This is a genomic window from Streptomyces sp. NPDC048623 (assembly GCF_040650755.1).
GTDB lineage: Bacteria > Actinomycetota > Actinomycetes > Streptomycetales > Streptomycetaceae > Streptomyces.
The window spans coordinates 81,147-100,552 of record NZ_JBEZHV010000014.1; the positions used below are offsets into that span (position 1 = coordinate 81,147).

15 protein-coding genes are annotated in these 19,406 nt (G+C 71.3%); 3 read left to right on the plus strand and 12 right to left on the minus strand.

What is annotated here, in order from left to right; genetic code table 11:
* Positions 1 to 178: 178 nt before the first annotated feature.
* The 6 genes from AB0C73_RS21140 to AB0C73_RS21165 all read right to left on the minus strand — a co-directional run bounded on the left by AB0C73_RS21140 (position 179) and on the right by AB0C73_RS21165 (position 6,797).
* Positions 179 to 1,006 carry a shikimate dehydrogenase gene (locus AB0C73_RS21140; RefSeq protein ID WP_362532229.1) on the minus strand — a complete coding sequence of 276 codons (828 nt, stop codon included), beginning with the start codon at positions 1,004 to 1,006 and terminating at the stop codon, positions 179 to 181.
* On the minus strand, positions 1,006 to 2,769 hold the full coding sequence (gene mltG / locus AB0C73_RS21145; protein WP_362532232.1) for an endolytic transglycosylase MltG: 1,764 nt from the start codon (positions 2,767 to 2,769) through the stop codon (positions 1,006 to 1,008). The genes AB0C73_RS21140 and mltG overlap by 1 nt, the downstream gene beginning before the upstream one ends.
* 101 nt (positions 2,770 to 2,870) lie before the next feature.
* The gene (gene ruvX / locus AB0C73_RS21150) at positions 2,871 to 3,335 is read right to left on the minus strand and encodes a Holliday junction resolvase RuvX (protein WP_123954413.1); all 465 of its coding nucleotides are present in this window, start codon (positions 3,333 to 3,335) and stop codon (positions 2,871 to 2,873) included.
* A 2-nt stretch (positions 3,336 to 3,337) separates the two neighbouring features.
* Positions 3,338 to 6,007, minus strand: a complete 2,670-nt coding sequence (alaS, locus tag AB0C73_RS21155) for an alanine--tRNA ligase (RefSeq protein WP_362532236.1) — start codon at positions 6,005 to 6,007, stop codon at positions 3,338 to 3,340.
* Complete coding sequence (locus AB0C73_RS21160) at positions 6,007 to 6,360, minus strand: hypothetical protein (RefSeq protein ID WP_362532239.1); 354 nt, start codon at positions 6,358 to 6,360, stop codon at positions 6,007 to 6,009. Before AB0C73_RS21160 ends, alaS begins: the two co-directional genes overlap by 1 nt.
* Positions 6,361 to 6,365: 5 nt before the next feature.
* Entirely contained in the window at positions 6,366 to 6,797 is a 432-nt protein-coding gene (locus tag AB0C73_RS21165; RefSeq protein WP_362532241.1) for a DUF948 domain-containing protein, read from the minus strand.
* A gap of 175 nt (positions 6,798 to 6,972) precedes the next feature.
* Here AB0C73_RS21165 and AB0C73_RS21170 point away from each other — a divergent pair, with 175 nt between their 5' ends.
* Entirely contained in the window at positions 6,973 to 9,144 is a 2,172-nt protein-coding gene (locus tag AB0C73_RS21170; RefSeq protein WP_362532244.1) for an AAA family ATPase, read from the plus strand.
* Positions 9,145 to 9,178: 34 nt separating this feature from the next.
* On the opposite strand, the gene rpsD is transcribed toward AB0C73_RS21170, so the two are convergent.
* The 5 genes from rpsD to AB0C73_RS21195 all read right to left on the minus strand — a co-directional run bounded on the left by rpsD (position 9,179) and on the right by AB0C73_RS21195 (position 14,392).
* Positions 9,179 to 9,793, minus strand: a complete 615-nt coding sequence (rpsD, locus tag AB0C73_RS21175; RefSeq protein WP_265867159.1) for a 30S ribosomal protein S4 — start codon at positions 9,791 to 9,793, stop codon at positions 9,179 to 9,181.
* A 402-nt stretch (positions 9,794 to 10,195) separates the two neighbouring features.
* Positions 10,196 to 11,551 (minus strand): replication-associated recombination protein A, encoded by a 1,356-nt coding sequence (locus AB0C73_RS21180; RefSeq protein ID WP_362532247.1) that lies wholly within the window; start codon positions 11,549 to 11,551, stop codon positions 10,196 to 10,198.
* Between the two features lie 54 nt (positions 11,552 to 11,605).
* Positions 11,606 to 12,241: a vitamin K epoxide reductase family protein gene (locus AB0C73_RS21185; RefSeq protein WP_362532250.1), complete on the minus strand. Its 636-nt coding sequence runs from the start codon at positions 12,239 to 12,241 to the stop codon at positions 11,606 to 11,608.
* Positions 12,242 to 12,399: 158 nt separating this feature from the next.
* Complete coding sequence (gene hisS / locus AB0C73_RS21190) at positions 12,400 to 13,662, minus strand: histidine--tRNA ligase (protein ID WP_362532253.1); 1,263 nt, start codon at positions 13,660 to 13,662, stop codon at positions 12,400 to 12,402.
* Positions 13,663 to 13,672: 10 nt separating this feature from the next.
* On the minus strand, positions 13,673 to 14,392 hold the full coding sequence (locus tag AB0C73_RS21195; RefSeq protein ID WP_362532256.1) for an MBL fold metallo-hydrolase: 720 nt from the start codon (positions 14,390 to 14,392) through the stop codon (positions 13,673 to 13,675).
* 164 nt (positions 14,393 to 14,556) lie between these two features.
* Between AB0C73_RS21195 and AB0C73_RS21200 the strand changes: the two genes are divergently transcribed.
* Together AB0C73_RS21200 and AB0C73_RS21205 are read left to right on the plus strand one after the other, a co-directional pair.
* Positions 14,557 to 15,342 (plus strand): peptidylprolyl isomerase, encoded by a 786-nt coding sequence (locus AB0C73_RS21200; RefSeq protein WP_362532259.1) that lies wholly within the window; start codon positions 14,557 to 14,559, stop codon positions 15,340 to 15,342.
* Between the two features lie 210 nt (positions 15,343 to 15,552).
* Positions 15,553 to 16,782: a DUF349 domain-containing protein gene (locus AB0C73_RS21205; protein ID WP_362532261.1), complete on the plus strand. Its 1,230-nt coding sequence runs from the start codon at positions 15,553 to 15,555 to the stop codon at positions 16,780 to 16,782.
* Between the two features lie 95 nt (positions 16,783 to 16,877).
* On the opposite strand, the gene AB0C73_RS21210 is transcribed toward AB0C73_RS21205, so the two are convergent.
* A complete protein-coding gene (locus tag AB0C73_RS21210) occupies positions 16,878 to 19,343 on the minus strand; it encodes a bifunctional (p)ppGpp synthetase/guanosine-3',5'-bis(diphosphate) 3'-pyrophosphohydrolase (protein ID WP_362532263.1) in 2,466 nt (821 codons plus the stop codon).
* Between the last annotated feature and the right edge of the window lie 63 nt (positions 19,344 to 19,406).

Below are 19,406 nucleotides of genomic sequence, written 5' to 3' on the forward strand. Positions count from 1 at the left end.
CGAGGCTGGACCAGGGTGCGCGGCCCGGGCCCGCCTCCCCTGATCCTCCCACGTCCGGGCGGCCGATCGATCGCCGGTCCACGGGTCGGGACGCGCGTCTCACGAGTCGAGTGAGGTCTCACCGGTCGGGGTGAGGCCTCACAGGTCAGGGTGAGGCCTCCGGTTCCTCCGCCGGCGCTCAGCGCTCGGCGAGCGCCTGTTCGCCCGCGGCCCGCATCGCGGCCAGCGGCGCCGGTGTGCGGCCCGTCATCTGCTCCACCTGGAGCACCGCCTGGTGGACGAGCAGGTCGAGCCCGCCCACGAGCTTTCCGCCGCGCGCCGACCAGGCGGCGGCGAGACGCGTCGGCCAGGGGTCGTAGAGCACGTCGAAGAGCGTGCCGGGGGCGGCGGGGACGGCGTCGGCCAGGGCGTCCGTGGTCCCGGCCGGGGTCGTCGCGATCACCAGCGGCGCGGCGAAGGCCTCCGCCGCGTCGCCCCAGGCGGCGGTGCGCACGTCCACGCCGAGCCGTTCGCCCCAGCCGCGCATCTCGTCGGCGCGCGCCGCGCTCCGTACGTACGCGGTGACCGGCCCCGAGCAGATCCGGGCGAGGGCGGCGAGCGCCGAGGAGGCGGTGGCGCCCGCGCCGAGGACCGCGGCGGAGTCGGTCTTCTCGACGCCCCGCTCGCGCAGCGCGGCGATCATGCCGGGGATGTCGGTGTTGTCGCCGATCCGGCGCCCGTCGTCCGTGAACACCACCGTGTTGACGGCCTCGACCGAGGCCGCGGTGTCGGTGATCTCGTCGAGCAGCGGGATGACCGCCCGCTTGAGCGGCATGGTCAGCGAGAGCCCGGCCCAGGAGTCGTCGAGCTCGCCGACGAACCCGGGCAGCGCGGCCTCGTCGACCTCGAAGCGGCCGTAGGACCAGTCGTCGAGGCCGAGTTCGGCGTACGCCGCCCGGTGCAGGACCGGGGAGAGCGAGTGGGCGATGGGCGAGCCGAGCACGGCCGCCCGGCGGGCTGCCGCCATCAGTTCTTCCTCGACTCGTTGAACTTCTCGACGAGCTTCTGGTGCTCCGCGTTCGTCTTCGTGAACTGGGAGGTCTTCCCGTCGAGCGAGATGAAGTAGTACCAGCCGTCGTGCGTCGGCTCGACCGCGCCCGTCATCGCCTGGACGCCGGGGTTGCTGATCGGACCGGGCGGCAGGCCCTTGACGTAGTACGTGTTGTACGGGTTCTCGTACTTCCGCAGCGCCGTGAGCGACAGGTCGACCGTGCTCTGGTTCTTGATGTAGTTGTACGTCGAGTCGAACTCGAGCCCGCCGTAGGTCTGCGGGTTCGACGGCTTGAGCCGGTTGTAGACGACCTCGGCCATCTTGCGGAAGTCGTCGTGCGACGTGCCCTCCGCCTGGACCAGACTGGCGATGGTGACGAGCTCCCAGGGACCCTCGACGCCGAGCGCCTTGGCCTTGGCCTCCAGGTCGAACTTCGCGTACTCCTGGTTCGCGCGGGACACCATCTTGCGCAGGGCGTCCTCGGGCTTGCTGCCCTTGGCGACCGGATACTTCGCCGGGAAGAGGAAGCCCTCCAGCGGGTCCTTGACGTTCTTGTGGTTCTTCGCCCAGTCCGGCAGGCCGAGCTCGTTCGCCTTCGCCTTCGCGATGCCCTGGGTCGTGCCGGGTTCGAGTTCGAGTCGCTTGTCGATCTCCGCGTACACCCAGACGTTGCGCCTGCCCTCGGGAATGACGAGGTTGCTCTGGCTCGCCGGGTTGAGCATCAGCAAGACCGCGCTCTCCGCCGACATCTCCTTCTTCAGCGTGTAGACGCCCGCCTGGATCGTCATGCCCTGGGGGTTCTTCTGCTGGGCGGAGACGAAGGCGTCGACGCTCTTGACGACGCCGGCCTTCTTCAGGATGTTGCCGATCTCGTAGCCGCCGGCGCCCTTGGGGATCTCCACCTGGACGCCCCCGCTGCCCTGGCCGGTGTAGTCGGGCGCGGCGGCGAAACGGCCCTGCCAGAACTGGTAGCCGACATAGCCGAGGCCGCCCACGCCGCCGACCAGGACGACCGCGACGACCAGGCAGGCCATGCCGTTCTTGGCCTTCTTGCCCTTCTCGCCCTTGCCGCCCCGGCCGTTCTTCCCGCCGCGGCGTCCGGAACTGCGGCCCTCCGGCTCGTCGTCCTCGTACTCGTCGTCGTACGCGTCCTCGTCGTCGTAGCGACGGGACTCGTTGCCGGAGGCGTCCTCGCCGGTGAAGAAGGGGTGGTTCTCCTCCTCCGGCTCCGCGTCCCAGTCGGTCACCGGCTGCTGCGGCACCTGGCGCCGGCCGGGGGGCTGCGGCGGCGGGTAGGCCTCGGGAGTGCCGTAGAGGTCGGGCTGCCCGCCGCCGTACGGATCGGCGGGCGGGGCGTTGTACGGCATCGCCGCCTGGCCCGTCTCCCAGTTGCCGTCGTACTGCTGTGCGGGATACCCGGGCGTGTCGTAACCGGCCGGGTTCCCGTACTGCTGACCGCCGTACTGCTGACCGCCGTACTGGTCGTAGCCCTGCTGGTGCTGCTGCGGCTGCTGGGGGTGCGGGTGCTGCTGGGCCTGCGGGTGCTGCTGAGGCTGCTGCCCGTACGGGTCGCCGGCGTACGGCTGCTGCTGGGCGTACGGGTCCTGCCCGCCGTACGGAGCCTGCTGCTGGTACTGCTGCTGCGGGTACTGCTGCTGGCCTTCCCACCCCTGGTCCCCGTACAAGGGGTCCGTGGGGTGCCACGGTTCGGAGCCGGGGCTCCGGCCATACTCAGTCATCGATCCCCAAACAGCCGCGAGGCTTCCGGACGTTCCGCCTCTACGTTGTGCGGCAGCTGTTCGAACACCGCCGCATCGCGCGGAACGTTACCGTATCGCGATCAGATGACCACTTCGACGCCCTCGCCGGGCGGATTACCTGATACCCGTTCGGACTCAAGAGCGTTCTGCAGGATGATCACAGCGGCGGCCTGGTCGATCACGGACCGTCCCTTCTTGGACTTCACGCCCGAGGCCCGCAGGCCCTGGGTCGCCGTGACCGTGGTCATCCGCTCGTCGACGAGCCGGACCGGGACGGGCGCGATGCCCTTGGCCATCTCGCGGGCGAAGGCGCGGACCTTGGTCGCGGCCGGGCCCTCCCGCCCGCTGAGCGAGCGGGGCAGGCCCACGACGACCTCGATCGGCTCGTACTCCTCGACGATCTGGCGCAGCCGCCGGTGGGCGGCCGGGACGTCACGCCCCGGCACGGTCTCCACCGGCGTGGCCAGGACCCCGTCGGGGTCGCACGAGGCGACCCCGATCCGGGCGTCCCCGACGTCGACGGCGATCCGACGTCCTCGGCGCATCGTCACGCCGTCTCCACGACGAGGCGCTCGACGGCGGCCATGGCCTCGCCGACGGCCTCCGGGTTCTGGCCGCCGCCCTGGGCGACGTCCGGCTTGCCGCCACCGCCGCCGCCGAGGGTCTTGGCGGCCGTGCGGACCAGCTCGCCGGCCTTGAGGCCGCGCTCGCGGGCGGCCTCGTTGGTGGCGATGACCGTGAGCGGCTTGCCGTTGGCCGTGGTGAACAGGGCCACGACGGCCGGGCGGTCGGACGGAATGCGGCCGCGGACGTCGAGGACCAGCCGGCGCAGGTCGTCGGCGCCGGTGCCGTCCGGGACCTGGCCGGTGACCAGGGCGACGCCGTGGATGTCCCGGGCCGAGTCGACCAGACCGGCGGCGGCCTGGAGCACCTTCTCGGCGCGGAACTTCTCGATCTCCTTCTCGGCGTCCTTCAGCTTGCCGAGCATCGAGGAGATCTTCTCCGGCAGCTCCTCCGGGCGGCCCTTGACCAGCTCCTGGAGCTGGGCGACGACCGTGTGCTCACGGGCGAGGAAGTGGTACGCGTCGACGCCGACGAGGGCCTCGATACGGCGCACGCCCGAGCCGATCGACGACTCGCCGAGCAGCTTCACCAGGCCGAGCTGGGCGGTGTTGTGCACGTGGGTGCCGCCGCACAGCTCCTTGGAGAAGTCGCCGATGGTGACGACGCGGACCTGCTCGCCGTACTTCTCGCCGAACTCGGCGATGGCGCCCTGGCGCTTGGCCTCGTCGATCGGCATGACCTCGGCGTGCACGTCCAGCTCGCGGGCGAGCACCTCGTTGATCTTCTGCTCGACGTCCGTGAGGACGGCACCGGGGACGGCGTTCGGCGAACCGAAGTCGAAGCGGAAGCGGCCCGGGGAGTTCTCCGAACCGGCCTGGGCGGCGGTCGGGCCGAGGGCGTCGCGCAGCGCCTGGTGGGTCAGGTGGGTGGCGCTGTGGGCGCGGGCGATGGCCCGGCGGCGGCGCACGTCGATGGCGGCGTAGGCGGTGGCGCCCACGGTCACCTCGCCGACCTGCACCGAACCCTTGTGCACGGAGACGCCGGGGACCGGCTGCTGCACGTCGCGGATCTCGATGACGGCGCCGGAGTGCAGCTTGATCCGGCCCTGGTCGGCGAGCTGGCCGCCGCCCTCGGCGTAGAACGGGGTGCGGTCGAGGACGACCTCGACCTCGTCGCCCTCCGAGGCGGCCGGCGACGGGACACCGTTGACGAGCAGACCGACGACCGTGGTCTCGCCCTCGGTGTTGGTGTAGCCGGTGAAGCTGGTGGCACCGGCCGAGTCGGCGATCTCGCGGTACGAGGTGAGGTCGGCGTGGCCGGTCTTCTTGGCCAGGGCGTCGGCCTTGGCGCGCTCCCGCTGCTCCTTCATCAGGCGGCGGAAGCCGTCCTCGTCCACGGAGAGGCCCTGTTCGGCGGCCATCTCCAGGGTGAGGTCGATCGGGAAGCCCCAGGTGTCGTGGAGCAGGAAGGCCTTGTCGCCGGCCAGGACCGTGCCGCCGGCGGCCTTGGTCTCGGTGACGGCGGTGTCGAGGATGTTGGTGCCGCCCTTGAGGGCCTTGAGGAACGCGGCCTCCTCGGCGAGGGCGACCGTCTCGATGCGCTTGCGGTCGGTCTCCAGCTCCGGGTACTGCTCGCCCATGGTGCGGATGACCGTGTCGACGAGCTCGCCGACGACCGGGCCGGTGGCGCCGAGCAGACGCATGTTGCGGACGGCGCGGCGCATGATGCGGCGCAGCACGTAGCCGCGGCCCTCGTTGCCGGGGGTGACGCCGTCGCCGATGAGCATGACGGAGGTGCGCATGTGGTCGGCGACCACGCGCAGCGAGACGTCCGAGTCGTGGGCCTTGCCGTAGGCGACGCCGGTGAGCTCGGTGGCCTTGTCGATGACGACCTTGAGGGTGTCCGTCTCGTACATGTTCTGCACGCCCTGGAGGATCATCGCCAGGCGCTCGAGGCCGAGGCCGGTGTCGATGTTCTTGGACGGCAGGTCGCCGAGGATCTCGAAGTCCTCCTTGCCGATGCCCTGGCCCCGCTCGTACTGCATGAAGACGAGGTTCCAGATCTCGACGTACCGCTCGTCGTTGACGGCCGGGCCGCCCTCGACGCCGAACTCGGGGCCGCGGTCGTAGTTGATCTCGGAGCAGGGGCCGCAGGGGCCGGGGACGCCCATGGACCAGAAGTTGTCCTTCTTGCCGAGGCGCTGGATGCGCTCGGCGGGCACGCCCACGACGTCGCGCCAGATCTGCTCGGCCTCATCGTCGTCCTGGTAGACCGTGATCCAGAGCTTCTCCGGCTCAAGGCCGTAGCCGCCGTGCTCGACCGGGGTGGTCAGCAGCTCCCAGGCGAGCTTGATGGCGCCTTCCTTGAAGTAGTCGCCGAAGGAGAAGTTGCCGCACATCTGGAAGAACGTGCCGTGGCGGGTGGTCTTGCCGACCTCTTCGATGTCGGGCGTGCGCACGCACTTCTGCACGCTGGAGGCGCGCGCGAAGGGCGGCTTGACCTCACCCAGGAAGTAGGGCTTGAACGGCACCATGCCGGCCGGGACGAGCAGCAGAGTCGGGTCGTCCGCGATGAGCGACGCCGAAGGGACGACGGTGTGCCCGCGCTCCTCGAAGAAGCTCAGCCAGCGGCGGCGGATTTCAGCCGACTCCATCAGTGGTCCTCATTCCGGTTTCGGTTGTACGAGATCGAGTAGGTGGTCGTGTCCTGGGCGGGGCGGCTCCCGAGCGCGGCCCTGCGGCGCTGGGCGGGAAGCCCGCGCTCCTGCTCCGCGGGTGGCGCGCTGTCCAGGCCGAGGGCCTCGCCGAGCTCGGCCTCCCGCTGGACCATGGTCGCCCGCACGTCGAGAGCGAAGTCCTTGAGCCGGTGTCCGGCCTCGACGGCCTTGTTCGCCGCCTGCGCGGCCAGGCTCTCCGGTGTCAGCTCCTTGAGCTTCCGGTTGACCTTGGTGGTGGCCCACACACCGGCGGCCGCGCCCGCGGTGAACCAGAACGTACGGCGGAACATCGTGCTCAGCCCTTCTGCTTCCGGCGTCTGGCGGACGGCACGGTACGACCGACGATCACAGTACGCCGGTCGTCCGCGGGCGGCCCGTCCTGACGGCTGCGGCCCAGGGCCCGGCGCACGCCGTAGCCGAAGGCGGCGACCTTGACGAGCGGGCCGCCAAAGGTGGAGGCCACGGTGCCGGCGAGCGCGGAGGCGTTGGAGGTGACCTCCTGGACGTCGGACGCGATGGCGTCGACCTTGTCCAGCTGGGTCTGTGCGGAGCGCACGGTCGCGGAGGCGTCGGCGAGCAGCGGCACGGCCTGCTCGGTCACGTCCGCCACGAGCCTGGTGGTCGCCCGGAGCGTCTGCGCCAGCCTCACCAGCACCACGGCAAGGAAGGAGACGAGGATCGCCCAGAACACGGCCACCAGGAGCCCGGCAACCTCACCACCGGTCACTCTGCACCGCTCTCTGCTGTCGTCGGGTCCCGGACGGTCGTCGGACCCGTGTGTATGCGTCCTCCGACCCTATCGCGCCCGCGGTTGGCGGCCGTACCGCATAAGCGCTCGCGCGGAGGGGAGTTGCCGACACCGATTGTACGGAGTGCGCGCGGATGAGTACGCTCCGTGTGCCATGCGACGGAGCAATCTTCCGGCGGAACCGAACCGGTTCGTGGGCCGGGCCGCCGAACAGGACCAACTGGCCCGGATGCTCGCCGAGTTCCGGCTGGTCACGGTCGTCGGGGTGGGCGGGGTGGGCAAGACGCGCCTGGCCCTGCGGGCCGCCTCGGCGCTGCAGAAACGCTACGTCGACGGGGTGCGGCTCGTGGAGCTGTCCGCGCTGCGCGATCCGGGCCTGGTGGCACATGCCCTGATGGAGGCGCTCGGGCTGACCGACCACACCGTGCGCGGGCCGCGCGAGGTGCTCCTGGAACACCTCGCGGAGCTGCGGCTGCTGCTTGTCGTGGACGGTTTCGAGCACTTGGTGGAGGAGTGCGCGGGGCTGCTGCGGGAGCTGCTCGCCGGCTGTCCGGGGCTCACGGTGCTCGCGGCCGGGCGCCGGCCGCTGCGGGTGGACGGCGAGGCGGTGTGCACGCTGGCGCCGATGGGCGCCGCGGACGCGCGGGAGCTGCTGACCGGGCGGGCGGTGGAGGCGGGGGCGCCTCCGGCCGGGGACGCCCAGGCGCTGCGGGAGCTGTGCCGGCGCCTCGACGGGATCCCGCTGGCGCTCGAACTGGCGGCGGCGCGGCTGCCGTTGCTGACCCCGGAGCAGCTGCTTCGGCGCCTTGAGGACCGGTTCCGGCTGCTCGACGGCGGACGGCGCGGCGCGCTCCCCCGGCACCAGACGCTGCGGACGGCCATCGGCTGGAGCCATGAGCTGTGCACTCCGGAGGAGCGGCTGCTGTGGGCACGGCTCTCGGTGTTCGCGGGGCCCTTCGACCTGGAGGCGGTGGAGTACGTGTGCGGGGGCCCGGGGCTGCCCGCGGACCGGGTGCTCGACGTGCTCGGGGAGCTGCTCGCGCAGTCCCTGGTGTCCCGCGAGGACACGGCGGCGGGCCCGCGCTTCCGGATGCTCGGCACGGTCGGGGCGTACGGGGCGGAGTGGCTGGCGGCGCTCGACGACACCGAGCGGATGCGGCGCCGGCACCGGGACTGGTACATGGGGCTCGCGACCTGGTGCGAGCTGGAGTGGTTCAGCCCGCGGCAGGCCGAGGTCGCCGCGGTCACCGACGTGGCGCTGCCGAATCTGCGCGCGGCGCTGGAACTGTGCCTGGAGTCGCCCGAGGACTCCATGCTCGGCCAGCACCTGGCGGGGACGCTCTGGTTCTACTGGGCGGGCTGCGGACGTCTGTCGGAGGGCCGGCACTGGCTGGACCGGGCGCTCGGCGCCTCCTCGCACCAGCCGGTCGCGCTGCACGAGGAGGCGCGCCTGAAGGCGCTGTGGGTGCTCGGTTACGTGGCGATCCTGCAGGGCGATCCGACGGCGGCGGTGGCGGCACTGCACGAATGCCGGGAGCGGGCCCGGATCACCGGGAACGCGGTGGCCGAGGCGTACGCGACGCACCGCATGGGATGCATGGCGCTGCTCTCGGACGACCTGCCGCGGGCCGAGGAGCTGATCGGACGGGCGCTCGACGCGTACCGGGAGATCGGCGAGCTGAACAGCAACGTCCTGATGGGGCAGGTGGAGCTGGCGATGGCGCGGGCCTTCCGGGGTGATCTGGAGGGCGCGGTCGCGCTGTGCGCGGAGGTGCGGGAGGTCTGCGAGGAGCGCGGCGAGCGGTGGACCCGGGCGTACGCGCTGTACGTCCTGGCCTACGCGGCGCTGACGGACGGCGATCCGCTGTCGGCACGGGAGCTGCTCACCGAGTGCGTCACGATCAACCACGCCTTCCACGACCTGGTGGGGCTGGTGCTCGCGATCGAGTTGCTCGCGCTGGTGACGGCGGTCGAAGGTGATCCGGCCGAGGCGGCGCTGCTCCAGGGGGCGGCGATGCCGGTGTGGCAGTCGGTGGGGCTGCCGCTGTTCGGTTCGGCGCACTTCAACGGGGCGCGGGCGCTGTGCGCGCGGCAGGCGGGCGAGCTGCTCGGCGAGGAGGCGTACGCGGCCTGGTACGACGAGGGCGAGCGGCTCTCGGTGGACGCGGCGGTGGACCGGGCGCTGGCCGAGCGCCGGGACACCGCCGTACGGGGCCTGGCCGGGCCGCGGGCGCCGCGCCCGTTCCGTACCGGCCGGGCTCCGGTCCCCGACACGCGGAAGCCCGCCGGCTCCCCCACCGTGTCGGGTGGGGAAGCGGCGGGCTGAACACCGCGGAGGTGGTACTACAGCTCGCTGAGGATCAACGGGCGTAGTACTCGACGACCAGCTGCTCGTCGCAGACGACCGGGATCTCCTTGCGGTTCGGGTCGCGGTCCAGGCGGAAGGCCAGGGCCTTCAGGTTGACCTGCAGGTAGCGCGGGGTCTCGCCGTCGGGGGCGAAGCCACCCTCGCGGGCCACCTGGAACAGGGTCTTGTTGCGCGACTTCTCGCGGACCATCACGACGTCGTCGGGACGGACGCGGAAGGACGGCTTGTCGACCTTGCCACCGTTGACCTGGATGTGGCCGTGGACGACCATCTGACGGGCCTGGTAGATGGTGCGGGCGATGCCCGAACGCAGGACCAGGGCGTCGAGACGGCGCTCGAGCTCGACGACCAGCGCCTCGCCCGTCTTGCCCTCGGCCTTCTTGGCGCGGTCGTAGGCGCGCGCCATCTGGCGCTCGCTGATGTCGTACTGGGCGCGCAGACGCTGCTTCTCGAGCAGACGGACCTTGTAGTCCGAGTTCTGCTTGCGGCCACGGCCGTGCTCGCCCGGCGGGTAGGGGCGGGCCTCGAAGTACTTGACGGCCTTCGGGGTCAGCGCGATGCCGAGGGCACGCGACTTCTTGACCTTGGGACGGGACTGGTTCGGCATGAACCAACCTCTCTCACTGTTCGAATACGGCTTCACCAGGGTTAGGGAGGTCGCCATCCGCAGCCGGGAAGACCCTTCGGGTCCGCGAGGGACCTGCCGGGCAGCCGCTCCCTGGTCTGGGCACATACGTGCAGCACGCGAACGACCCACCGCCCGCTCCGGGGAATCCCGGTGGTGGTGGGTTGCCCGCGACACCTTCGAAGGTGCGCGACGCTCCTGGAGACCCCGCCCGAGGACCGGGACTCCGGCTGTCCGTCCTGTTCTGGTGATGCCGGCCGAAGCCGGACACAGGACGCAGCACTTCCGGTCAGTGTACCGGGTCCGCCGGGCGCCCCGCGCCAGGGCCCCTCGGCCTCCCCCTGTCCCTGTCCCTGTCCCTGTCCCTGAGCAGCATGGCCCCGCTCAGCCTCCCTCGCCCCTGAGGCGCTCGCGGACCTTGTCGACCACGTCCGCGTAGCGCGCCTCCGCGCCGTAGCGCGTGGGCTCGTAGTAGCGCCTGCCGTGGACCGCGTCCGGCGCGTACTGCTGGGGGGCGATGGCGCCCGGCACGTCGTGCGGATACACATAGCCCTGCGCGTGGCCCAGCTTGGCGGCGCCCTTGTAGTGCCCGTCGCGCAGATGCGCCGGGACGGGGCCGGCCAGGCCGCCCCGGACGTCGGCCCGGGCGGCGAAGATCGCGTTCGTCGCCGCGTTGGACTTCGGGGCGAGCGCCAGGGCGATGGTGGCGTGGCTCAGGGTCAGCGCCGCCTCGGGGAAGCCGATCATCGCGACGGCCTGGGCGGCGGCCACGGCGAGCGGCAGCGCGTTCGGATCGGCCAGGCCGATGTCCTCGCTCGCCGAGATCATCAGCCGCCGGGCGATGAACCGGGGGTCCTCCCCCGCCTCGATCATGCGGGCCAGGTAGTGCAGCGCCGCGTCCACGTCGGAGCCGCGGATCGACTTGATCAGCGCGCTCGCCACGTCGTAGTGCTGGTCGCCGTCCCGGTCGTACTTCACCGCCGCCCGGTCGACGGTCTGCTCGACCGTCTCCAGGGTGATGGTCGGCTCCTGCTTGGCGATCGCCGCGCCGGCCGCCGCCTCCAGGGCCGTCAGGGCGCGCCGGGCGTCGCCGCCGGCGATCCGCAGCAGATGCGCCTCGGCGTCCTCGTCCAGCGTGACCGCCCCGCCGAGCCCGCGCTCCTCCTCCAGGGCCCGGCGCAGCAGCCCGCGCAGGTCGTCGTCGGTGAGCGGCTCCAGGGTGAGCAGCAGCGAGCGGGAGAGCAGCGGGGAGATCACCGAGAAGTACGGGTTCTCGGTGGTGGCGGCGATCAGGGTGACCCAGCGGTTCTCCACGGCCGGGAGGAGGGAGTCCTGCTGGGCCTTGGAGAAGCGGTGGATCTCGTCGAGGAAGAGGACGGTCTCCTTGCCGAAGCCGCCGACGGCCCGCCGGGCCCCGTCGATGACGGCCCGGACCTCCTTGACGCCCGCGGTGATCGCGGACAGTTCCACGAAGCGCTTGTTGGTGGCCTTGGAGACCACGTACGCGAGAGTGGTCTTGCCGATGCCGGGCGGGCCCCAGAGGATCACCGAGGAGGCGCCCGCAGGACCGCCGGATCCGTCGCCGACGAGTCGGCGCAGCGGGGAGCCGGGCTTGAGCAGATGGCTCTGGCCGACGACCTCGTCGAGGGTGCGCGGACGCATCCGCACGGCCAGCGGGCTGCTGGCCGGGTCCTTCTCCTGGCGTTCTTCGGCTGCTGCGGTGAAAAGGTCGGGCTCCACGGAAGAGAAGCCTAAGTCAGAGCACTGACAACGCCCGCACGCGGCAGGGGCCGGTCAGCTGGTCCAGAAGTCCCACCAGCGGGTCAGGATCAGCATGCCGATGATGCCGATGTGCAGCACCGGCAGGACCCAGGTGAACTCGTCGAAGAAGGTGCGCAGCCCGGCGGGCGCGGGCAGCACCCCGTTCCGGACGTTGAACGAGGTCGTGTACCAGAACATGACGAGCGTGGCGACCCAGACGAGGACGCACCACAGGCACAGCGCGTTGATCTCGTACAGCGCCTCGATCATCAGCCAGGTGCAGAAACCGACACCGAAGAGCATTCCGGCGTTCAGGCCGAGCCAGTACCAGCGCCGGTAGCGGGCTCCGGCCAGCAGCCCGACGCCGATGGCGATCACCACGGCGAACCCGACGAGCCCCAGCATCGGGTTCGGGAAACCGAACGCCGAGGCCTGCTCGCTCTTCATGACGCTGCCGCAGGAGACGACGGGGTTCAGGCTGCATCCCGGGGTGAAGTTCGGGTCCTCCAGGAGCTTGAACTTGTCGATCGTGATGACCCAGGACGCGAGCAGCCCGGCGGCACCGGTGATCGCCAGGAGCCAGGCGAAGGCGCGGCTCGCGCCGATGGTGCGGGCGGCGCCGTCGCCGCCCTCCACGGCGGTGGCCTCGCCGGTCGCTGCCTTCGTCATGTCGCGCTTCCTCGTTCCGCCGTCCGGACTGTCCAGGCTGCCCGGACTGTCCAGGCCATGGCCATTGTGCCGCACACGGTCGCACGACCGGGGTGAGCGGACGGTAAGGGCCCCTGGTCGCACGACCAGGGGCCCTCTCCGTACGGCAAATGTCGGGCTCAGGCCAGCTTGGCCTTCACCGCGTCGACCAGACCCTCCAGCGCGACGGCGGCCTGCTCGCCGGACTCCATGTCCTTGAGCTGGACGACGCCCTCGGCGAGGTCGCGCTCGCCCGCCACGACGGTCAGGCGGGCGCCGGAGCGGTTGGCGTCCTTCATCGAGCCCTTGAGGCCCTTGCCGCCGAAGGAGAAGTCCGCCGCGATCCCCGCCTTGCGCAGCTCGGTGACCTTGCCGAACAGCACGCGCCGCGCCTCCTCGCCGATGGCCACGGCGAAGACGCTGGTGGTGGCGGGCAGGTCGAGCTCGACGCCCTCCGCCTCCAGGGCGAGCACCGTACGGTCCACGCCGAGCGCCCAGCCGACGGACGGCAGCGCGGGGCCGCCGATCATCTCGGACAGGCCGTCGTAGCGGCCGCCGCCGCCCACCGCGGACTGCGAGCCGAGACCGTCGTGGACGAACTCGAAGGTGGTCCGGGTGTAGTAGTCGAGGCCGCGCACCAGCTTCGGGTCGTCCTCGAAGATCACGCCCGCCGCGGTGATCAGCGCGCGCACCTCCTCGTGGTACGCCTTGCACGCGTCGCACAGGTAGTCGCGAAGGAGCGGGGCGTCGGCAAGCTGCTTCTGCACCGCCTCGCGCTTGTCGTCGAGCACGCGCAGCGGGTTGATCTCGGCGCGGCGCAGGGTCTCCTCGTCGAGGTCGAGACCGCGCAGGAAGGTCTGCAGGGCCTCGCGGTAGACGGGGCGGCACTCCTTGTCGCCGAGCGAGTTCAGCAGGATGCGGAAGTTCCGCAGCCCGAGCGCCCGGTAGGCCTGGTCGGCCAGGATGATCAGCTCGGCGTCGAGCGCCGGGTCCTCGGCACCGATGGCCTCGGCGCCGACCTGCGAGAAGTGCCTGTACCGGCCCTTCTGCGGGCGCTCGTAGCGGTAGTAGGAGCCCGAGTACCAGAGCTTGACCGGCAGGTTGCCCTGCTTGTGCAGGCTGGCCTCCAGGGCCGCGCGCAGCACGGAGGCGGTGCCCTCGGGACGCAGGGCCAGCTTGTCGCCGCCCTTGGTCTCGAAGGCGTACATCTCCTTGGTCACGATGTCGGTCGACTCGCCGACACCGCGGGCGAAGAGGTTCACGTCCTCGAAGCCGGGGGTCTCGACATAGCCGTAGCCGGCCTTCCGCAGCGGCGCGGCGATGGCGTCACGGACCGCCAGGTACGTCGCCGAGAACGGCGGGATCAGGTCGTACGTGCCCTTGGGGGCCTTGAAGGTGCTCACGAAAGTCTCGTCACATTCCTCGTCGGGGAGCCTGCGTGGTGCTGCTGCTCCCTTGGCGGCTCGCCGCCACCTGCCGCAGATACGGGTTGGTGGCGCGCTCCTGGCCGATGGTCGTCTGGGGACCGTGGCCGGACAGGACGACGGTCGAGTTGTCGAGCGGCAGGACCACGCGGGTCAGCGATTCGAGCATCTCGTCCATGTCACCGCCGGGCAGGTCGGTGCGTCCGACGGAGCCGGCGAACAACAGGTCACCGGAGAAGAGGACGGAGGGGATCTCCGTGGTCTCCGGCGTCCGGAAGGTCACCGACCCCTTGGTATGGCCGGGCGCGTGCGCGACGGACAGTTCGAGTCCGGCGAGCTTCAGCGCGGCGCCGTCGGTGAGCTCGTGCACGTCGTCCGGCTCGCCCACGGTCAGCTCGCCCATGAGGGGCATCCCGATGGAGCGGCCGAGGGCCTTCTCCGGGTCGCTCATCATGTACCGGTCGGCGGGGTGGATCCACGCGGGTACGTCATGGGCGCCGCAGACCGGGACGACGGAGGCGACGTGGTCGATGTGGCCGTGGGTGAGGATCACGGCGACGGGCTTGAGCCGATGCTTCCTGAGCGTCTCCTCGACACCCTGGGCGGCCTGGTGGCCCGGGTCGATGATGACGCACTCCTCGCCTGCGGCGGGGGCGACCACGTAACAGTTGGTGCCCCAGGCCCCGGCGGGGAACCCGGCAATCAGCACGATCGTCCTTATTTGTCGTCCGGCAGTTGGCTGCGCCAGTGCGGTTCGCAGCGGAATGCAGCAGATCAGAGCCTACCGGCGCTGCGTATTCCACAGCCAACCCGTATACGGTACGGGCACATCCGACCCGGACAGGAACACCCGATCGACAAGGAGCGGACCCGGTGGTCACCAGCGATCAGCGGCGGCGGCAGCTCGCCAGGGAGAAGTACGCGCGGCAGCAGCAGCGGCGTGCCGAGTCACGGCGCAAGGCGCGCCGGAACACCGTCATCGCCTCGTCGCTGGCGGTGGTGCTCGCGGCCGGCCTGGCCGTGTGGGCCTCGGTGGCGCTGACCGGCGACGACGCCAGGAACGACAGCGCCGCCGCCGAGCCGACCGGCACGCCGAGCGCGGAGCAGAGCCCCTCGGCGCAGCCCGAGCCGGCGATGTCGATCGACCAGAAGGCCACGTACACGATGGCCCTGAAGACGAACGTCGGCGACATCAAGGTCACGATGGACGCGGCGAAGGCCCCGCACACCGTGAACTCCTTCAAGCACCTCGCCGACAAGAAGTACTTCGACGGGACCAAGTGCCACCGGCTGACCACCTCGGGGATCTTCGTGCTCCAGTGCGGCGACCCCAAGGGCGACGGCACCGGCGGTCCGGGCTACTCCATCCCGGACGAGAACCTGAACGGCCTGGGCAAGGCCGGCGCGGACGGCGCGGTCACCTTCCCGAAGGGCACCGTGGCGATGGCGAACGCGGGCCCGAACACCGGCGGCAGCCAGTTCTTCCTCGTCTACAAGGACACCAAGCTCCCGCCGTCCTACACCCCGTTCGGCACCTTCGACGCGGACGGCCTGAAGGTCGTCGAGGACGTGGCGAAGGCGGGCGTCGCGGGCGGTGCGGGCGACGGCGCGCCGCAGAAGGCGGTCACGATCGAGAAGGCCACTGTCGTCAAGAAGTGAGTGCGGGGCGGCCCGGCGACCACACCTGCGTATGACCGTTGAATTTCGGTCGCGCTGAGTGCGGACAGCCGGGCCGCCGTTCGCCTAGATTGGCGTTGTACAGCGCTCGGCCGACGGCCGCGCTGTGGAGGGCGGGCGAGACCCGCCGGGAATCCGTGGACGATGCCAGGGGGCGGGGCCCCCGCGACGGCATCATGGTGAGGAGGCGCTGTGAGCAGCGACCCGTGGGGCCGCGTCGACGAGACGGGCACCGTGTACGTGCGTACGGCCGAGGGCGAGCAGGTCGTCGGATCGTGGCAGGCCGGCAGCCCCGAGGAGGCGCTGGCCTACTTCGAGCGCAAGTACGAGGGCCTGGTGGTCGAGATCGGCCTCCTCGAGAAGCGGGTGCGGACCACCGACCTCTCGGCGAAGGACGCCACGACGGCCATCGAGCACATCCGCAAGCAGGTCGAGGAGCACCACGCGGTGGGCGACCTCGCCGCGCTGAAGGCCCGGCTCGACAAGCTGACGGAGTCGGTGGAGTCGCGCCGCGAGGAGCGCAAGGTCCAGAAGGCGAAGCAGGCCGACGAGGCGCGCACCGCCAAGGAGGTGCTGGTCGCCGAGGCCGAGGAGCTGGCGCAGAGCGAGCAGTGGCGTGCCGCCGGTGAGCGGCTGCGGGCCCTGGTGGACACCTGGAAGGGCCTGCCGCGGCTCGACCGGAAGTCCGACGACGAGCTGTGGCACCGCTTCTCGCACGCCCGCTCGGCGTTCTCCAAGCGCCGCAAGGCCCACTTCGCGGCGCTCGACTCGCAGCGCGAGGAGGCCCGCAGGACCAAGGAGCGGCTGGTCGCCGAGGCCGAGGCGCTGTCGAACTCGACCGACTGGGGTGCGACGGCCGCCCGCTACCGCGAGCTGATGGCGGACTGGAAGGCGGCGGGCAGGGCGCAGCGCGAGCACGAGGACGACCTGTGGAACCGCTTCCGCGGCGCCCAGGACGTGTTCTTCGCGGCCCGCGGCGAGGTGTTCGCCGAGCGCGACGCCGAGCAGGTCGAGAACCTCAAGCTGAAGGAGGAGCTCGCGGCCGAGGCGGAGAAGCTGGTGCCGGTCTCTGACCTCAAGGCCGCCCGTGCCGCCTTCCGCTCGATCAACGAGCGCTGGGAGGCCATCGGTCACGTGCCGCGCGACGCCCGCCCGAAGGTCGAGGGCCGGATGCACTCGGTGGAGCGGGCCATCCAGGAGGCCGAGGAGGCCGAGTGGCGCCGCACCAACCCGGAGGCCCGGGCCCGCGCGGCCGGCCTCACGGGGCAGCTCCAGGACGCCGTCGACAAGCTCCAGAAGCAGATCGACGCGGCCCGCGCCGCCGGCAACGACGCCAGGGCCGACAAGCTCGCCAGGGAGCTGGAGGGCCGCCAGGCCCTGCTGGACCAGGCTCTGAAGGGCCTGCAGGAGTTCGGCGGCTGAGAGGCTCTGGCCCCGTGGCGGAGGACCCCGCAGCGGTACGAGGAGGGCCCCCGGAGCACTGCTCCGGGGGCCCTCCTCGTGTGCCGTCGGCCCCGCTACGGCCTGCGCGCGCTGGTCACGCGGTACACGTCGTACACGCCCTCCACGCCCCGTACCGCCTTCAGCACGTGCCCCAGGTGCTTGGGGTCGCCCATCTCGAAGGTGAAGCGGGAGGTGGCGACCCGGTCGCGGGAGGTCTGGACGGCGGCCGAGAGGATGTTGACGTGCTGGTCCGAGAGGACCCGGGTGACGTCGGAGAGGAGCCGGGAGCGGTCCAGGGCCTCGACCTGGATGGCGACGAGGAAGACGGAGGACTGGGTGGGGGCCCACTCGACCTCCAGGATCCGCTCGGGCTCCCGGGACAGGGACTCGACGTTGACGCAGTCGCTGCGGTGCACCGAGACGCCGCTGCCGCGGGTGACGAAGCCGATGATCGGGTCGCCGGGCACCGGGGTGCAGCAGCGGGCCAGCTTCACCCAGACGTCCTCGACGCCCCTGACGACCACGCCGGGGTCGGCGCTGGAGCGGCGCTTGGCACGGCCGCGGGTCGGCGGGGCGGTCTCGGCGATGTCCGCGACGGCGGCCTCCTCGCCGCCGAGGGCCTGGACCAGCTTCTGGACGATGGACTGGGCGGTGACATGGCCCTCGCCGATCGCCGCGTACAGCGAGGAGATGTCGCTGTAGCGCAGCTCGTGGGCGAGGGTGACCAGCGAGTCGCCGGTGAGGATGCGCTGGATCGGCAGGTTCTGCTTGCGCATGGCCCGCGCGATGGCGTCCTTGCCCTGTTCGATGGCCTCGTCGCGGCGTTCCTTGGAGAACCAGGCGCGGATCTTGTTGCGGGCGCGCGGCGACTTGACGAAGCCGAGCCAGTCGCGGGAGGGTCCGGCGCCGGCCGCCTTGGAGGTGAAGACCTCGACCAGGTCGCCGTTGTCCAGGGTGGACTCCAGCGGCACCAGGCGCCCGTTGACCCGGGCTCCTATGGTGCGGTGGCCGACCTCGGTGTGCACGGCGTAGGCGAAGTCGACCGGGGTGGCGCCGGCGGGCAGCGCTATGACGTCGCCCTTGGGGGTGAAGACGAAGACCTCGTTGCGCGAGAGGTCGAAGCGCAGCGACTCCAGGAACTCGCCCGGGTCCTCGGTCTCCTTCTGCCAGTCGAGCAGCTGCCGCAGCCACGCCATGTCGTTGACGTGGTCGTCCTTGCCGGCCTTCCGGGGCGCGTCGGTGCGCACCTTGGAGGCGCCTGCGACGGCCTCCTGCTTGTACTTCCAGTGCGCGGCGATGCCGTACTCGGCGCGGCGGTGCATGTCGAAGGTGCGGATCTGCAGCTCGACGGGCTTGCCGTTGGGGCCGATGACCGTCGTGTGCAGCGACTGGTACATGTTGAACTTCGGCATCGCGATGTAGTCCTTGAACCGGCCGGGGACCGGGTTCCATCGCGCGTGGACGGTGCCGAGGGCCGCGTAGCAGTCGCGGACGGTGTCCACGAGGACGCGGATGCCGACCAGGTCGTAGATCTCCGCGAAGTCACGGCCGCGGACGATCATCTTCTGGTAGACGCTGTAGTAGTGCTTCGGGCGGCCGGTGACGGTGGCCTTGATCCGGGCGGCCCGCAGGTCGGCCTGCACCTCGTCGGTCACTATCGCGAGGTACTCGTCGCGCTTGGGGGCGCGCTCGGCGACGAGCCGGACGATCTCGTCGTACATCTTGGGGTAGAGGATCGCGAACGCGAGGTCCTCCAGCTCCCACTTGATGGTGTTCATGCCCAGCCGGTGGGCCAGCGGGGCGTAGATCTCCAGGGTCTCGCGGGCCTTCTTCTCCTGCTTCTCCCGCTTGAGGTAGCGCATGGTGCGCATGTTGTGCAGGCGGTCGGCGAGCTTGATGACGAGGACCCGGGGGTCCTTGGCCATGGCGACGACCATCTTGCGGACGGTCTCGGCCTGCGCGGCCTCGCCGAACTTGACCTTGTCGAGCTTGGTGACGCCGTCGACGAGCAGGGCGACCTGGTCGCCGAAGTCGCGGCGCAGGTCCTCCAGGCCGTACTCGGTGTCCTCGACGGTGTCGTGGAGCAGTCCGGCCATCAGCGTCGCCGGGTCCATGCCGAGCTCGGCGAGGATGGTGGTGACGGCGAGCGGGTGGGTGATGTACGGGTCGCCGCTCTTGCGCTTCTGGCCGCGGTGCCAGCGCTCGGCGACCTGGTAGGCGCGCTCGACCTGGCGCAGCGTCGCCGTCTCGATCTTGGGGTCGTTGGAGCGCACGATCCGCAGCAGCGGTTCGAGGACCGGGTTGTACGGGGAGGAGCGCTGGACGCCGAGCCGCGCGAGGCGGGCCCGGACGCGGCTGGAGGAGCCGCCGGAGCGGGCGGGCGGGGCCGGCGTGGGCCGGGCGGACGGGGCCGGTGCGGGTGCCGCGGGCCGGGCCTTGGTCTCCGCAGGCGGGTTCTGGGGCGCGGCGGTGCCCTGCGCGGCCTGGTCGGCCTGCTTGTCGGGCTGCGCGGCGGAGAGTGGCTGGGCCTCGTCTGGCAAGAGCGCTCCTCTGGGGGTACCCCCGGACGGAGTCTGGGGGAGGTTCCGGGTCCCCCGGTCAGG

Coding starts and splice junctions, on each gene's coding strand:
- ruvX (WP_123954413.1), bottom strand. CDS start 3,335: ATGCGCCGAGGACGTCGGATCGCCGTCGACGTCGGGGACGCCCGGATC.
- AB0C73_RS21140 (WP_362532229.1), bottom strand. CDS start 1,006: ATGGCGGCAGCCCGCCGGGCGGCCGTGCTCGGCTCGCCCATCGCCCAC.
- AB0C73_RS21185 (WP_362532250.1), bottom strand. CDS start 12,241: ATGACGAAGGCAGCGACCGGCGAGGCCACCGCCGTGGAGGGCGGCGAC.
- rpsD (WP_265867159.1), bottom strand. CDS start 9,793: ATGCCGAACCAGTCCCGTCCCAAGGTCAAGAAGTCGCGTGCCCTCGGC.
- AB0C73_RS21170 (WP_362532244.1), top strand. CDS start 6,973: ATGCGACGGAGCAATCTTCCGGCGGAACCGAACCGGTTCGTGGGCCGG.
- mltG (WP_362532232.1), bottom strand. CDS start 2,769: ATGACTGAGTATGGCCGGAGCCCCGGCTCCGAACCGTGGCACCCCACG.
- alaS (WP_362532236.1), bottom strand. CDS start 6,007: ATGGAGTCGGCTGAAATCCGCCGCCGCTGGCTGAGCTTCTTCGAGGAG.
- AB0C73_RS21160 (WP_362532239.1), bottom strand. CDS start 6,360: ATGTTCCGCCGTACGTTCTGGTTCACCGCGGGCGCGGCCGCCGGTGTG.